14 protein-coding genes and 1 tRNA gene are annotated in these 14,150 nt (G+C 59.2%); 9 read left to right on the top strand and 6 right to left on the bottom strand.

Going from position 1 to position 14,150, the window contains the following annotated elements:
- Positions 1-80: 80 nt before the first annotated feature.
- The 3 genes from HMCN_RS0114380 to HMCN_RS0114370 all read right to left on the bottom strand — a co-directional run bounded on the left by HMCN_RS0114380 (position 81) and on the right by HMCN_RS0114370 (position 2,223).
- On the bottom strand, positions 81-1,100 hold the full coding sequence (locus HMCN_RS0114380) for a DUF475 domain-containing protein (RefSeq protein ID WP_025918039.1): 1,020 nt from the start codon (positions 1,098-1,100) through the stop codon (positions 81-83).
- Positions 1,101-1,170: 70 nt separating this feature from the next.
- Positions 1,171-1,863, bottom strand: coding sequence for a Bax inhibitor-1/YccA family protein (locus HMCN_RS0114375; RefSeq protein ID WP_035627280.1), 693 nt, complete (start codon positions 1,861-1,863; stop codon positions 1,171-1,173).
- Positions 1,864-1,884: 21 nt separating this feature from the next.
- On the bottom strand, positions 1,885-2,223 hold the full coding sequence (locus HMCN_RS0114370; protein WP_025918037.1) for an HPF/RaiA family ribosome-associated protein: 339 nt from the start codon (positions 2,221-2,223) through the stop codon (positions 1,885-1,887).
- 97 nt (positions 2,224-2,320) lie between these two features.
- Here HMCN_RS0114370 and nhaR point away from each other — a divergent pair, with 97 nt between their 5' ends.
- The 3 genes from nhaR (at position 2,321) to HMCN_RS18850 (ending at position 4,165) form a co-directional block, all read left to right on the top strand.
- Positions 2,321-3,232 carry a transcriptional activator NhaR gene (gene nhaR / locus HMCN_RS0114365; protein WP_025918036.1) on the top strand — a complete coding sequence of 304 codons (912 nt, stop codon included), beginning with the start codon at positions 2,321-2,323 and terminating at the stop codon, positions 3,230-3,232.
- Between the two features lie 129 nt (positions 3,233-3,361).
- Positions 3,362-3,685 carry a PXPV repeat protein gene (locus HMCN_RS18855; RefSeq protein WP_081801530.1) on the top strand — a complete coding sequence of 108 codons (324 nt, stop codon included), beginning with the start codon at positions 3,362-3,364 and terminating at the stop codon, positions 3,683-3,685.
- Between the two features lie 213 nt (positions 3,686-3,898).
- The gene (locus HMCN_RS18850) at positions 3,899-4,165 is read left to right on the top strand and encodes a hypothetical protein (protein ID WP_081801529.1); all 267 of its coding nucleotides are present in this window, start codon (positions 3,899-3,901) and stop codon (positions 4,163-4,165) included.
- Positions 4,166-4,355: 190 nt separating this feature from the next.
- Here the strand turns inward: HMCN_RS18850 and HMCN_RS0114350 are convergent, their stop codons facing one another.
- The gene (locus HMCN_RS0114350; protein ID WP_025918034.1) at positions 4,356-5,045 is read right to left on the bottom strand and encodes a phosphoribosyltransferase; all 690 of its coding nucleotides are present in this window, start codon (positions 5,043-5,045) and stop codon (positions 4,356-4,358) included.
- A gap of 367 nt (positions 5,046-5,412) precedes the next feature.
- On the opposite strand from HMCN_RS0114350, the gene HMCN_RS0114345 reads away from it, so the two are divergent.
- The 5 genes from HMCN_RS0114345 to HMCN_RS0114325 all read left to right on the top strand — a co-directional run bounded on the left by HMCN_RS0114345 (position 5,413) and on the right by HMCN_RS0114325 (position 10,762).
- The gene (locus HMCN_RS0114345) at positions 5,413-6,948 is read left to right on the top strand and encodes a DUF2868 domain-containing protein (protein ID WP_025918033.1); all 1,536 of its coding nucleotides are present in this window, start codon (positions 5,413-5,415) and stop codon (positions 6,946-6,948) included.
- 2 nt (positions 6,949-6,950) lie between these two features.
- Positions 6,951-8,441, top strand: coding sequence for a DUF3482 domain-containing protein (locus tag HMCN_RS0114340; RefSeq protein ID WP_035627270.1), 1,491 nt, complete (start codon positions 6,951-6,953; stop codon positions 8,439-8,441).
- A 115-nt stretch (positions 8,442-8,556) separates the two neighbouring features.
- Positions 8,557-8,633: transfer RNA gene (locus tag HMCN_RS0114335), tRNA-Pro, on the top strand.
- A 113-nt stretch (positions 8,634-8,746) separates the two neighbouring features.
- Positions 8,747-9,340, top strand: coding sequence for a DUF938 domain-containing protein (locus tag HMCN_RS0114330; RefSeq protein WP_025918031.1), 594 nt, complete (start codon positions 8,747-8,749; stop codon positions 9,338-9,340).
- A gap of 438 nt (positions 9,341-9,778) precedes the next feature.
- Positions 9,779-10,762, top strand: a complete 984-nt coding sequence (locus HMCN_RS0114325) for an NAD(P)H-quinone oxidoreductase (protein WP_025918030.1) — start codon at positions 9,779-9,781, stop codon at positions 10,760-10,762.
- 123 nt (positions 10,763-10,885) lie between these two features.
- Here HMCN_RS0114325 and HMCN_RS0114320 read toward each other — a convergent pair whose 3' ends face one another.
- Positions 10,886-12,295: a LutB/LldF family L-lactate oxidation iron-sulfur protein gene (locus HMCN_RS0114320; protein ID WP_025918029.1), complete on the bottom strand. Its 1,410-nt coding sequence runs from the start codon at positions 12,293-12,295 to the stop codon at positions 10,886-10,888.
- Positions 12,296-12,314: 19 nt separating this feature from the next.
- Positions 12,315-13,043 (bottom strand): (Fe-S)-binding protein, encoded by a 729-nt coding sequence (locus tag HMCN_RS0114315; RefSeq protein ID WP_025918028.1) that lies wholly within the window; start codon positions 13,041-13,043, stop codon positions 12,315-12,317.
- A gap of 172 nt (positions 13,044-13,215) precedes the next feature.
- On the opposite strand from HMCN_RS0114315, the gene HMCN_RS0114310 reads away from it, so the two are divergent.
- A complete protein-coding gene (locus tag HMCN_RS0114310) occupies positions 13,216-14,001 on the top strand; it encodes an IclR family transcriptional regulator (protein WP_025918027.1) in 786 nt (261 codons plus the stop codon).
- Positions 14,002-14,150: the final 149 nt, after the last annotated feature.

Genomic DNA, 14,150 nt, shown 5'->3' with positions numbered 1-14,150 from the left:
AAAAAATAGCTATTTCCAGCATGTATTCATTGCCATGTAAAAAAATACCCTACACAGATTAAAGTAAGGCAGCAAAACCGCTATTTCAGCTCCACACTCTTCCGGTTGGCAAGGATCGAGCTTGCCAGCGATGCCACGATCAGCAGTGCCCCCAAGGTGCCGGTGACCGCCTCCGAGATATGCGCGGTGACGCCGACCAGCATCAGCACGGCCAGTGCGCCGATGGCCCAGAATGCCCCGTGTTCCAGGTAGCGAAAGCGCGTCAGGGTGCCGTTTTCGACCAGCAGCAGGGTGAAACTGCGCACGAACATCGCACCCGCTCCGAGCCCCAGCGCGATGATGAACAGATTGTTGGTCAACGCAAAAGCGCCAATCACGCCATCGAAGGAAAAGCTGGCATCGATCAGTTCCAGGTACAGAAAACCGCCAACACCCTGCTTGACCACATGCTGGGCCGCACCTTCGTCCGCCCCGCCCATGAGTGCCGCGGCGCCCTTGGCAAACACGTATGTCACGATGCCCCAGATGCCGGCCTCGATGAATTCACCGCGCCGGTCCGCATCCAGCATGCTGGCGGCGGCAAGCAATACCAACAACGTCAGCGCCGCTTCAATCGCCTCCATCTTGCCCAGCCGGGTCATCGGCTTTTCGATCAAGCTGAGCCAGTGCTCGGTCTTGTGGGTTGCGACAAAAAAGCTGAAAAACACCATCATCAGGAAGGTGCCGCCGAACGCGGCGATCTGATGATGCGCGGAACTCAATATCCGGCTGTACTCCACCGGCGCATTGATTGCCATGTCGAGCGCCGTGATCGGCCCGACATGGCCGGCCACGCCGACGATCACCAGCGGGAACACCAGCCGCATGCCGAACACCGCAACCAGGATGCCCCAGACCAGGAAGCGGCGGCGCCAGACCGCGTTCCAGCCATTGAGGATGCCGGCATTGACGACCGCGTTATCAAACGACAGCGAAGTCTCCAGAACCGTCAGGAACACGACGGTGACGGACGCCTTCGGGCCGCCTATGAAATAGGCCAGAACGACCGCGACCAGGCAAAACAGGAAGGAGCCGGTGAAATAGGAGAATTGTGATTTCATGTTTCGGAGCAAAACCGCCGCTTGATAACAAGCGGCGGCAGGTGAAGGTTAATAAGAGAGCCCGGTTACGTCAGTCGCTGCTACCGGCAAAGCCAAGCAACTGCAGCAGGCTGGTGAACAGGTTGAAAATGGTCACGAACAATGTCACCGTGGCCATCACATAGTTGGTCTCGCCGCCGCGAATGATCTCGCTGGTCTGGTACAGGATCAGGCCCGACATCAGCAAAACGAAGACCGCCGATACCGTCAGCGACAGTGCAGGAACCTGCAGGAAGATGCCTGCCAGCCCGGCCAGGAAAGCTACCAGAATGCCAACCGACAAAAAGCTGCCCATGAAGGAAAAATCCCGCTTGGACACCAGCGCATAGGCCGACAGCGCCAGGAAGATGGATGCAGTGCCGCCCATCGCCATCATCACGATCTCGCCGCCGTTCGGCAGCTTCAGGTAGTGGCTGATGATCGGCCCCAGCGTGTAGCCCATGAAGCCGGTCAAGGCGAATACCAAGGCGACGCCGGCGCCGCTATCGCGGTACTTGGTGACCAGGAACAGCAATCCGAAGTAACCCACCATCGTGATGATCAGGCCCGGATGCGGCAAGCCCATAGCGACCGACAACCCGGCTGTGAGCGCGCTGAAGGCCAGGCACAAGGAAAGCAACATATAAGTGTTGCGCAGTACCCGATGCGCCGAAGCATCCAGTACCGTGGTGGCCGACGACGCCGATGCCATATTGCTACGCAGGTTATTAAATCGATTGTTCATGGTAGTTCCTTTGTATAAATATCAGGCAAATTCAAGGTGATGCTTGGTGTACGAAAACGATTTGGCCCGCGCCAACAGCCGTTGCGCCGTGTAGGCCGCCCGGTGGATTGCGCGATCAATTGCCACATTGACATTATGCGCCGTTTCAGTGACCACAATATCCGGCAACCCCGGTACGCTCAACTGCACCAAGCAACGCTTGTCGATCCCGCCCTTCGGACCATCTTTGTCGCTGATGCGCAGCGTCGCGGCGCGTATATTATGCTGGATCCGATTCAGTGCGAAATCGAACCGGCGCGCTGCATAATCGCGTATTGCGCGCTGTGCTTTCAAACCCTTGGCAATAATAACTGGCTTCATTACGGACTCCTGTTGTTATTTACAAACTCATGATAGGGGGTTTGGCAATCATGAAAAAGCGAAGATAATATGATTATCACTTCAAAAAAACAGAACAATGAAATCAACCGGCTTAAATTTCCATCATCTCTACTACTTTTGGGTGGTCGCCAAGGAAGGCGGCGTCACGCGCGCCGCCGAGCGGCTCGGGGTTGCGGTGCAGACTATCAGCATGCAACTCAGCCTGCTGGAACAGGCGATCGGCAAGTCCTTGCTAACCCAGCAAGGCCGCAGGCTGGTGCTGACCGAAGCCGGCCGGATGGCACTCGGTTACGCCGATCAGATATTTTTGCTCGGCGAACAGATGCAGGAGGCGCTGGCCGAAAATGATATCGGCCGCACCATCCGCTTAACGGTAGGCATCTCCGACGCCCTGCCCAAACTGGTCGCCTATCGCTTGCTGGAAACGGTGCAGCAGATGCCGGACAAGGTCAGGCTGACGTGCTATGAAGGCAAGTTCGAAACGTTGCTGGCCGACCTCGCCCTGCACAAGCTCGATCTGGTGCTGACCGATCGCCCGGTAAGCCCGGGCACCAGCCTGCGTGTGTTCAGCCATTTGCTGGGTGAATGCGCGATCATGCTGTTCGGCATTCCGGCGCTGGCGCAGAAATATAGAGAAAACTTCCCAGCCAGCCTGAACGGCGCACCCCTGCTGATGCCGACGCGCAATAGCGCGGTGCGCGGCCAAGTCGACCAGTGGTTCGAAATCAACGATCTGCACCCGGAAATCGTCGGCGAATTTGAAGACAGCGCACTGCTGAAGACTTTCGGACGCAGCGGGCTGGGCCTGTTTCCGGCCCCATCGTTGCTGGCCACCGACATCGAGGCGCAGTTCGGTGCGGTGCCGATCGGGGAATTGCCGGGCGTGCAGGAACAGTTCTACGGCATCCTGACCGAAAGGAAAATCAAGCATCCTGCGGTGGAAGCGATTCTCTCGGCCGCACATGACGGCTTTATCAAACCGGCCTGAGCCTGAAAATTTGCAATCGTGTGGCCGAATCCGGCTTCGCGCTTACAACTTGTTACAGGGCTTACGCATTGATGCTGGCGCTGCCTGGCGATTCGGCCTTTAATGGAGCCATATCGAAAGGAAACCAACGTGAAAAAATTTCTCGCACTTGCAGCAGGATTACTGACCTGTGCCAGTCTGATGCTGGCGGCCTCCCCTGTACTGGCCCGCTCCGACGTCAGCGTCGGCATCAACCTCGGCGTTCCGGGCTTCTATCCGGCGCCGGTTTACGTCGCGCCGCAACCAGTCTATGTCGAACCGCGCCCGGTGTATGTACAACCGCGCGTGATCTATACCCAGCCAAGCCCGCTCTACATCGAAGGAGGCCCTGGATATTATCGGGAAGAGTATCGTGACCATTGGAAACATCGCCATCACAAGCATGATCGTGATGAACGGAATTGGCGCGACTGACACAGTGCCTTTGACTGGACTTGTCATGACGCGTCAAACGGATCAAGTTACCCCCATTTTCTGTGGGTAACTTTGTGTGCAACTATGGAGCCGGCTTGCAAGGCTTTGATTTTAAAAGATTATACTAACTGTCTATAAATCAGGCACCTGTGCCAAAGATGTCGTACACCATCGATAAGTACAGTATTGCCGCACTTATCAAGAGAACCAGCCATGAAAACAGCAGCTAAACGCCTGGCACTTTGCCTTCTCGCACTCTCCTCCCTGGGCGGCTGCGCGGTATACGGCCCCGGCTACCCGTCCGGCTATTACGACGCGGACCCTTACGGCCAGCCGGCATATGCCGCGCCTCCCGCCTATGCCGCTCCAGTGTATGTGGGGCCGCCGGTATTCTTCAACTTCGGCTTTCGGTCCGGCGGCGATCGCGGCTTTCGCGGTGACGGTCGCGGCAGTCGAGGAGGCGGTCGCGGTCACCGCTAAACAGGCGCACCGGGTGCGGCAGCTGAGGGCGTGATGTCTGGCTGCGGCCGCGTGCATTGTTCCAGTGGCACAAGCCCGGTTCCGCTACATGGTGCATCTCGCCACTGCAGGTCCACACCGTACTTCTTGAAAACAATTTTTCATGCTGATGCGTACGCTGGCAGCCGGGTGTCCTTGCCGGCAGCCAGGATCATAGCTTGGATGGTTTTCTTTCAGCACCGCCTGTTTGCACTGCGCTCGCCGATTGCTGCAGGATCGCAGCCACCTCGGTATCGTCGACCGCTGCAAAATTGCGGTAAAACTGGCTCACCGCATGGAAATCCGCCACTGTCAGCAGGCACACCACCGCATCGGCGAAGGGCGCCACCGCCTTCAAACTCTCGGGAGGCGCGACAGGACTGACGCAAATGAGTGTTTCCGGGTTTTGCAAGCGGACGGCCTTGAGCGCCGCAATCATGGTCGAACCGGTTGCGATACCGTCGTCCACCACCAGCACGATGCGCCCCTGCGCACTGATCGCCGGCCGGTGCGGCATGTAAGTGCTGCGGCGTTTTCGCATCACTGCGATCTGCCGCTGCTGCTCCGCTGCAAGGCTGGCGGGATCAAGGTCGCCCGGATCGACCTCCGGATTCATGGTGGTGTTGCCCGCTTCATCGATCGCACCGATCGCATATTCAGGATTGCCAGGCGCACCCAGCTTGCGCACCAGCACGACATCGAACTCGCCCCCCAGGCGCTCGGCGATGATCCGGCCCATCGGCACCGCACCGCGCGGAATCGCGAGTACCAGCGGATTGCAACCTCGATATGCCTGCAGGCAATCAACCAGCTGCTCTGCGGCATCCGCACGGTCTGCGAAGCCCTGAATCGGTGTATGCATGGCGCGTTGCCTCCTTCGCGCCAAGAATAGTGGCATCAAACAAGACCGTGTTGCGCCTGCTCAAACCCGCTGCAACCAGATAATCGGAGGGCAAGCGCGCTAACGCAGAGGACCGGCGTCGAGCCCTGCTGCTTCGTCCCGGAATTCCAGAATACACTCGATGATAAATAATAAATAACCGGGTATATCAATTTCTATGGCAATTATCGCAATTAAATAATGGGTTATTAAAAATACTGCATATTGTATTGTTTTCATGCAAAATACCGCTTGGATACCCTGCCGACTGTTCCGAACGCGCCGGCCGGAGCCGGGCGGCAATCGCCAGTATCGTGGCAACTTGAACCGGAGCCCAAGGAATGCACCGTTGAAAGAAATACAGGCACGCAATGTATTGCTGATTCGCGCCATTGAACTATGCGATGCCGATGCCGCCATTTTGCCGCGCGAGGATCGGCAATGGGCCAGCGGGACCGCACGCGCGCAAGCTCCGCCGGACGGAAGTCTAGATTCGGGCAGCCGGGTTCCTAACGCTGCGCAGCAGAATTTTCTTGCCGGACGGGCCGAACTGCTGCGAGCCCGGCTCAGCAATCGCCGGGTGGAACTGCTGCCGTTCGATCTGCTGGCGCGCTGGCCGCACTGGCTGTACTGGGCACTGCCGCTGGCCGCCTTCCTGCTCGGCGCGCTGACCGATGAAATGACTGCGGGCCGACGCGTCAATATCCTGTCGCTGCCGCTGCTGACGATGCTGGCGTGGAATGCCCTGGTATATCTGCTGCTGATACTCAATGTGCTGGGCCGCTTGCTCGGCATGCGCACCAGGTCGGCCGCACTGGCGCAATTGCTCACCCGCACGACCCGCATTTCCGGCTCCAGCCAGACGCGGCTGCCGAAAGGATCGCCGCTGCATGCCAGTCTGGCGCGCTTCGGCCGCGACTGGCTGGCCTTCAGCGGCCCGCAGATGGCGCAGCGTGGCGCCTGCATTCTGCACTTGAGTGCCGCACTGCTGACCGCCGGCACGCTCGGCGGCATGTATCTGCGCGGTCTCGGGCTGGAGTATCTGGCCGGCTGGGAAAGCACCTTCCTCAATGCCGACGTGCTGGAACGCCTGCTGCACCTGGTGCTCGGCCCGGCATCACGGCTGACCGGCATCCCGCTTGCCACGGCCGCAGAACTCGCCGCCATCGAATGGAGCGGCCCGCATACCGGCGAAAATGCCGCACGCTGGATACACTTGTACGCTGCCACCGCCACCCTCTTCATCATCCTGCCGCGCCTGCTGCTGGCCGCTGCCGCCGCCGGCCGTGCCTACCGGCTGCAGCAGCGTTTCCCTCTGATGGATCAGGACGAGCCCTACCTGCGCCGCCTGCTGGCCGGCCCGAACGATGCCAGCCGACTGGTAAGCGTGACGCCCTACAGTTACCACCCATCTGCAGCGGCCCAGCAGCGCTTGCACGATCTGTTGCACGGTGCACTGGGCCAGGCCGGCCGCATCGAATTCGCGCCGACCGTGCCGTATGGCAGCGAGCAAGAGTATCTCGACCTGCTGGGCGATACCGCAGGCGATACAAGAAATCCGGCCGCCCTGCACATCGTGCTGTTTAGCGCTGCCGCCACGCCGGAACATGAAATCCACGGCACTCTGATGGAAGAAATACAACGATTGCTGACGCAACGTAAAGACCATTCCCAATTACTGGCGATACTGGACGAAGCGCCCTATCGGCAACGCCTGGCGGGTCAGGCCGGTGCTGCCGAACGGCTCGCCGAGCGCCGCCGCGGCTGGCAACAGATGCTGCAGCAGCATCAGGCGCAACTGCTGGCGCTTGACCTCGGCGCTGACAATGACGCTGCCGACAGCGTCCGGGCGCAACTACAAAACATTGTTTTGCAACAGGGATGACAATGACCGATAACCATAAAAACAACACCGGCAGCACCATCAACCTCAGCCTGATCTCGCACACCAATAGCGGCAAAACCACGCTAGCGCGCACGTTGCTGGGGCGCGACGTCGGCGAAGTGCGCGACGCCGCCCATGTGACCGATCTGGCCCAGGCCTATCCGATGCTGAGCACCAGACAGGGCGACTCCCTGTTACTGTGGGATACGCCCGGCTTTGGCGATACCGCGCGCCTGCTGCGCCGGCTGAAAATGTCTGGCAATCCGGTCGGCTGGGTCATGTCCCAAGTCTGGGACCGCTTTGCCGACCGTCCACTATGGTGCAGCCAGCAAGCGATGCGCAACGCGCGCGAACAGGCCGACGTGATCCTGTATCTGATCAATGCCTGCGAAGACCCGCAAGACGCCGCATATGTCGATATGGAGATGCAAATCCTGAGCTGGATCGGCAAACCGGTGGTGCTGCTGCTGAACCAGATCGGTCCGCCGTCGGAAGGCGATCGGGATGGGCAGGAAGAGCAAAAATGGCACACCCATCTGCAGCGCTTTACTATCCTGCGCGCCGTACTGACGCTGGACGCCTTTGCCCGCTGCTGGGTGCAGGAGGCGGTATTGCTCGACACTGTCGCCGGCCTGCTGCAGGCAGACAAGCAAAGCGCCTTCGAGACCCTGAGCGACGTCTGGCGCAAGCAAAGCCTGTCTTGTTTTCATGATGCGATGACGACCCTCGCCGCGCAACTGGCACGCACCGCGTGCGACCGCGAAGCGCTCAGCAATCCATCCTGGGCCAGCAAGATTCGCGGGCTCATAAAATCCTTCAGTCACAATAGGCTGTCCGATAAGGATGCCGCGATGCAAAGGATGGCAGAGCGGCTGGATGCCGATATCCATGGCGCCACGGATCGGCTGATCCAGCGTCACGGGCTCCAGGGCCATGACGCGCAACAGGTATTGCAGCGCCTGCACGACGATTACGTCGCCAACATGCCGCTCGACACCAACACCGCCGCAATCCTCGGCGGCCTGTTGTCCGGTGCCTTGGGCGGCTTGGCCGCCGACATCGCCGCCGGCGGCATGACTCTCGGCGGCGGCATGGTCGCCGGCGGCATCACCGGCGCATTAAGCGCCGGCGGCCTGGCGCATGGCTACAACCTGGTCAAAGGGAAAACGCCAACGATCCACTGGTCGGCCGAGTTTTACGAAGGCCTGGTGCGCTCGGCTCTGCTGCGCTACCTGGCGGTGGCGCATTTCGGCCGTGGACGGGGCGATTTCGCACAAAGCGAGCACCCAACCTTCTGGCAGAAAACCGTAGCCAATATCGTCAGCACCCATCGCACCGAGATTCGGTCCATCTGGGCGCTCGGCAAGTCAGCCGATGACATCGGCCGCATCACGCAAGAGATCGAGACCGTGCTAACCATTTGCGCAGTACGCTTGCTGATCTCGCTGTACCCGGCGGCGGCGGCCATCTTCCATCCGAACGGCGCAAAATGACGCGCAGCAACCGCTTCGACTAGCGCGCCTTGACTACGTCATCTCAGGCCATTTGCACCCGGCGGCGATTCAGCGGTTGACCTGTTGCAAATAACCGGTTATGATCCTTCCTCTTCGGAGTGTGGCGCAGCCCGGTAGCGCACCTGGTTTGGGACCAGGGGGTCCAAGGTTCGAATCCTTGTACTCCGACCAAGTTAAAAAAAGAGCTGTCTCCGACAGCTCTTTTTGTTTTTCAGGCCGCCATACAGCGCCCCTCGCACTTCACGGCTACACTGGTCAGCTCCCGACTCCGATCGACCGCCATCATGCCCAAGCAATTTTCCGCCGCCTGCGCACGCAACAGCGCGCCTATCTGTACGCTGCTGCAACACATTCTGAAAAACAGCACGCATGTGCTTGAAATCGGCAGCGGCACCGGCCAGCACGCGGTGTATTTCGGCGCTGCCATGCCACATCTGGTCTGGCACAGCAGCGACCTGCCGCAGAATCATCCCAGCATCGTCGCTTGGCAAAGGGAGGCGCGGTTGCCGAACGTCATGCCGCCGCTCACGCTATCGGTCAGCCAGCCGGACTGGCCGACAGGGTCGTTCGATGCGGTATTTTCCGCCAACACCTGCCACATCATGGCGTGGCCGGAAGTCGAAGCAATGTTTGCCGGCATCGGCCGCCTGCTGCCGCAACACGGCCTGCTCTGCATCTACGGCCCGTTCAACTACAACTGCCACTTCAGCAGCCCGAGCAACGCAGAATTCGATGCCATGCTGCGCGCGCAAGCGGCCCACATGGGGATTCGCGACTTCGAAGCGATCAATGCATTGGCTGCAGCACAAGGCCTGGCGCTGCAGGCAGATCACAAGATGCCTGCCAACAACCAGTTGCTGATATGGCGACGCAACTGACAAGCGACACGAATCCGCACAAGATATTACAAAAACTAATAATCAATATGAGCATTTAAAATTTGCACTATATCTGGTAGCGCAGCATAATGTGTCTGTCTCCTCTGTATCTCCTCCTAGATATGGATTTAAGCCCGCTTTCATCAGCGGGCTTTTTTTATCCGCGATTTGCCTATAACTGGCGCACTCGACGGTCTGGGCTCGATTTTCGAGATATCAGAATTAAGAATAATTGATATGCACAATTAAAATTTGCGCCTCATATCGCGATGCAGCATAATGAAATTGTCTCCTCTATATCTCCTCCTAGATATGGATTTAGGTCCGCTTTTATCAGCGGGCTTTTTTTTGCCCATGCGATGCCCGGCCAGCTATCATTGCCGCACTCGCAGCGCCGGCAAGTTCCTTCTATAATAAGTTTTCGACCAAGGAACTTCCATGCAAGCGATTGAAATCACTCAGTACGGCGCGCCCGATGTGCTGCAAATCTGCCAGCGCCCGATCCCCACGCCGCAAGCCGGCGAAGTATTGATCAAGGTCCACGCGGCCGGCGTGAATCGACCGGATGTATTGCAAAGAACCGGCCACTACCCGGTGCCGGCCGGCGCATCCGACCTGCCAGGGCTGGAAGTGGCGGGAGAAATCGTCGGCGGCGATGTCAGCGGCAGCGCGTTGCTGCACGGCGACATGGTGTGCGCACTGGTGCAGGGCGGCGGTTACGCCGAGTATTGCGTGGCGCCGGCAGGACAATGCCTGCCGCTGCCGAAGGGCTTGAGTCCGCTGCAGGCGGCCTCCCTGCCGGAAACCTTCTTTACCGTCTGGAGCAACGTTTTCGACCGTGCCCGCCTGGGCGCCGGCGAAACCCTGCTGGTCCAGGGCGGTACTTCCGGCATCGGCGTGGCGGCACTGCAGATCGCCAGCGCGCTCGGGCACCGGGTTTTCGCCACCGCCGGCAGCGACGACAAGTGCCGCGCCTGCGAAACGCTGGGCGCCGAGCGCGGCATCAATTACAAGACCGAGGACTTTGCTGCTGCCGTCAAGCAATTGACCGACGGCAAAGGTGTCGACGTGATCCTCGACATGGTGGGCGGCGATTATGTGGCGCGCGAAATCGGCTGCCTGGCCGACGACGGCCGCATCGGCCTGATTGCCCTGCTGGGCGGCTCCAAAGCCAACAATGTCGACCTGGGGCAAATATTGCGGCGCCGCCTGACGATTTCCGGCTCGACGTTGCGCCCGCGCCCGGTCGCCTTCAAGGCCGCAATTGCGAAAAACCTGCAGCAACGGGTCTGGCCGCTGCTCGAATCCGGCGCCATCAAGCCGGTGATCTTCCAGACCTTCCCGCTGGCGCAGGCCGCGCAGGCGCACAGCCTGATGGAATCGAGCACACACATCGGCAAAATCATGCTGCAAGTAATATAAATATACTGGGTTCTGTATTTTAGTTTACTACAGCAAACATATGCGGAAAATGCCGTGTTAAATGACATACTCCGCATATATTCAAATAGTGACTGACCGTACACAGGCCCGCCACGGCTTATGCTACTTGAGCCGCTCCTTGTACAGCTCGCGAAACGTCTTGCCGGATGGCGCCGGCATGTCGCGATAGTTGCTCCAGCCGCTGGCCAGCGGCAGCGTGGAAATCGATTTATTACGCCCACCCATGATGCGCATCACCCGCACCCCGATTCTGGTCGTCAGGCCATACAGGGCCGGACGTTTGGCGAAATACGCCCACACCTTCAAACCAAGGCGCTCCAACGGCGGCCGCAATTCAAGCGCAAACTGCTCTTCGCGCAATTTGCGCATCAGGTCCGGCAACGGGATTTTCACCGGGCACACCACGTGGCACTCGCCGCACAGGGTCGACGCCTGCGGCAGGTCGAGCGCATTTTCGATCCCGACATAGGCCGGCGTCAGCACGCTGCCCATCGGCCCCGGATACACCCAGCCATAGCTGTGACCGCCGATTTTCTGGTACACCGGGCAATGGTTCATGCAGGCGCCGCAGCGAATGCAGCGCAGCATGTCCTGGAACTCGCCGCCGATCAGGCCGGTGCGGCCGCCATCGACCAGCACGAAATACATGTGTTCCGGGCCGTCCTGCTCGCCTGCTGCGCGCGGGCCGGTGAGCAGGGAAAAATAATTCGAAATCGACTGGCCGGTGGCAGAACGCGGCAGCAGGCGCATCACGGTGGCCAGGTCTTCCAGCGTCGGCAATACCTTTTCGATGCCGGTCACCACCACGTGCACTTTCGGCGGCAAAATCGTGCACATGCCTTCGTTACCCTCATTGGTGACGATCGCGACCGATCCGGTTTCGGCGATGATGAAATTGCCGCCGGTAATACCCATGTCGGCCGACAAAAACTGCGGGCGCAGGATTTCGCGCGCCTCGCGCGTCATGGCTGGAATATCCGTCAGGCGCGGCCTGTTGTGGACCCGCGCGAACAGGTCTGAAATCTCTTCCTTGTCCTTGTGCACCACCGGCGCGATGATGTGCGACGGCGCTTCGTTGCCGTTGATCTGCAGGATGTATTCGCCCAGATCGGTTTCGATCGGCTGCACGCCGGCGGCTTCCAGCGCCTGGTTCAGAGCCATTTCCTCCGACACCATCGATTTCGACTTGATGGCTTTTTTTACCTCGTGCCTGCGGGCGATTTCGACCACCAGGCGCGATGCATCTTCGGCGCTTTCCGCGTACAGCACGGTAGCGCCGCGGCGGGTCGCTTCTTTCTCAAAAGTCTCCAGCCAGACATCGAGGTTTTCGATGGCGCGCATGCGCATGTCGATGGCGGCGTCGCGCGTGCCCTCGAAATCGTCCAGCTCGGTGATCCCCGAGGCGCGGCCGGTGACGAACTTGGTCGACAGTTTTTTCAGGTTGTTTTGCAAGCGCACGTCGGCCAGGCGTTGCCCGGCGCGGGCCTTGAAATGCATCGATTGGATTTGCATGGTGTGGTCTTTCTGCTGTTTAGCAATCGCCGGCCAGCACTTGCGCCACGTGCAAGACGCGGGTCTTGTCGTCGCCGGTGCGGCGCAGCCGCCCTTCGATATTCAGCATGCAGCCGAGGTCGCCCAGCACTACCGCATCGGCGCCGGAGTCATGAATATTCGCGCACTTCTCATCCACGATGGCGCTGGAGATGTTGCCGTACTTGATGGCGAAGGTGCCGCCGAAGCCGCAGCAGGCGGTACTGTCCTTCATCTCGGTCAGCTGCACGCCGGGCAACTGACCGAGCAGCGCGCGCGGCTGCGCCTGCACGCCCAGTTCGCGCAGGCCGCAGCAGGAATCGTGATAAGTGACATTACCCTTGAAGCTGGAAGGCGGCAGAGTCGATATTTTCAGTACATTGGCCAGAAAGTCGGTCAGTTCGAAAATCCGCGGTTCCAGCTTGCGCATGCGTGCGCGCAGGTCGGGAGCGTCGGAAAACAGATCTGCATAATGGATCTTGACCATGCCGCCGCAGGAGCCGGACGGAATCACCACATATTCGAAACCTTCGAATTCGTTCAGAAATTTCTCGGCCAGCGCACGCGCCGACTGGCGGTCGCCGGAGTTATAGCCGGGCTGGCCGCAACAGGTCTGCAGATCGGGCACCACCACCTCGCAGCCATTCGATTCCAGCAGCTTCAGCGTGGAAAAACCGATTTCGGGCCGCATCATGTCGACCAGGCAGGTTACAAATAATCCGATACGCATTGACTGCTCCCGTTTAATTTTTGACATGCCCTATTATGACGCGTGAAAACGGAAACGCCACGGCGCCGGTTGATGAAATAATTTATACCATTTCACAAGAATATTTTCGCTTCTCCGCGCGACGCTTTTCACATTGTGGTATAAAGGAGGATTCCGATGTATCCAATGAATAATGAAAAGCGAAGCAATCTCCACTGAAAGCAAAACCTCAATTCAGGTAATCGAACGCATGATCTCGCTGCTTGATGCGCTGGCCCATTACCCGGACCCGGTTAGCCTCAAGGAACTCTCCAAAATGACCGGATTGCATCCGTCGACTGCACATCGCATCCTCAACGACATGGTCGTGACCCGCTTTGTGGACCGTGCCGAGCCGGGCTCCTATCGCCTTGGCATGCGCCTGCTGGAACTGGGCAATATCGTCAAGAGCCGCCTGAGCGTGCGCGAGGCGGCGCTGGATTTCATGCGTGCCCTGCACCGCAAGACCCAACAAACCATCAACCTGTCGGTGCGGCAAGGCGATGAAATCGTCTATATCGATCGGGCATTTTCCGAACGTTCCGGCATGCAAGTGGTACGCGCCATCGGCGGACGCGCCCCGCTGCATCTGACCTCGACCGGCAAGCTTTTCCTGTCGGTGGACGACCCCAAGGCCGTACGCGCCTACGCCACCCGCACCGGCCTGACCGGCCACAACAAAAATTCAATTACCGACCTGGGAAAACTGGAGCGTGAACTGAGCCTGGTACGCGCACGCGGCTATGCCCGCGACAATGAAGAACTCGAACTCGGGGTGCGCTGCATGGCCGCCGGCATCCGGGATGACAGCGGGAAATTGATAGCCGGCTTGTCGATTTCCGCCCCCGCCGATCGGCTGCAGGATGACTGGCAGGAAGATCTGGTTCAGACTGCGAACCAGATCTCAGTCACCCTGGGTTACGTCGCGCACAAGCCGTGATTGCGCAGTATACTGGGGTATCAGCGTTTTTACCGGTACTTCCACAGCAGTATAGTGCCTGAAAAATAATACTCCGCAGATGCGCGAATGGAACTCCGGCCCTCTCCCAGGGAAGTCAAGAAACTGCAAGGCAAAAAAACGAACGGACG

The sequence above is a fragment of the Herminiimonas sp. CN genome (genome assembly GCF_000622895.1).
GTDB lineage: Bacteria > Pseudomonadota > Gammaproteobacteria > Burkholderiales > Burkholderiaceae_D > AVCC01.
Note: the sequence above shows the minus strand (reverse complement) of the source record. Positions and strands in the feature narration are given on the sequence as shown.

Coding starts and splice junctions, on each gene's coding strand:
- HMCN_RS0114370 (WP_025918037.1), bottom strand. CDS start 2,223: ATGAAGCCAGTTATTATTGCCAAGGGTTTGAAAGCACAGCGCGCAATA.
- HMCN_RS0114375 (WP_035627280.1), bottom strand. CDS start 1,863: ATGAACAATCGATTTAATAACCTGCGTAGCAATATGGCATCGGCGTCG.
- HMCN_RS18850 (WP_081801529.1), top strand. CDS start 3,899: ATGAAAACAGCAGCTAAACGCCTGGCACTTTGCCTTCTCGCACTCTCC.
- HMCN_RS0114340 (WP_035627270.1), top strand. CDS start 6,951: ATGACCGATAACCATAAAAACAACACCGGCAGCACCATCAACCTCAGC.
- nhaR (WP_025918036.1), top strand. CDS start 2,321: ATGAAATCAACCGGCTTAAATTTCCATCATCTCTACTACTTTTGGGTG.
- HMCN_RS0114330 (WP_025918031.1), top strand. CDS start 8,747: ATGCCCAAGCAATTTTCCGCCGCCTGCGCACGCAACAGCGCGCCTATC.
- HMCN_RS0114380 (WP_025918039.1), bottom strand. CDS start 1,100: ATGAAATCACAATTCTCCTATTTCACCGGCTCCTTCCTGTTTTGCCTG.
- HMCN_RS0114315 (WP_025918028.1), bottom strand. CDS start 13,043: ATGCGTATCGGATTATTTGTAACCTGCCTGGTCGACATGATGCGGCCC.
- HMCN_RS0114310 (WP_025918027.1), top strand. CDS start 13,216: ATGAAAAGCGAAGCAATCTCCACTGAAAGCAAAACCTCAATTCAGGTA.
- HMCN_RS0114350 (WP_025918034.1), bottom strand. CDS start 5,045: ATGCATACACCGATTCAGGGCTTCGCAGACCGTGCGGATGCCGCAGAG.
- HMCN_RS0114320 (WP_025918029.1), bottom strand. CDS start 12,295: ATGCAAATCCAATCGATGCATTTCAAGGCCCGCGCCGGGCAACGCCTG.
- HMCN_RS0114325 (WP_025918030.1), top strand. CDS start 9,779: ATGCAAGCGATTGAAATCACTCAGTACGGCGCGCCCGATGTGCTGCAA.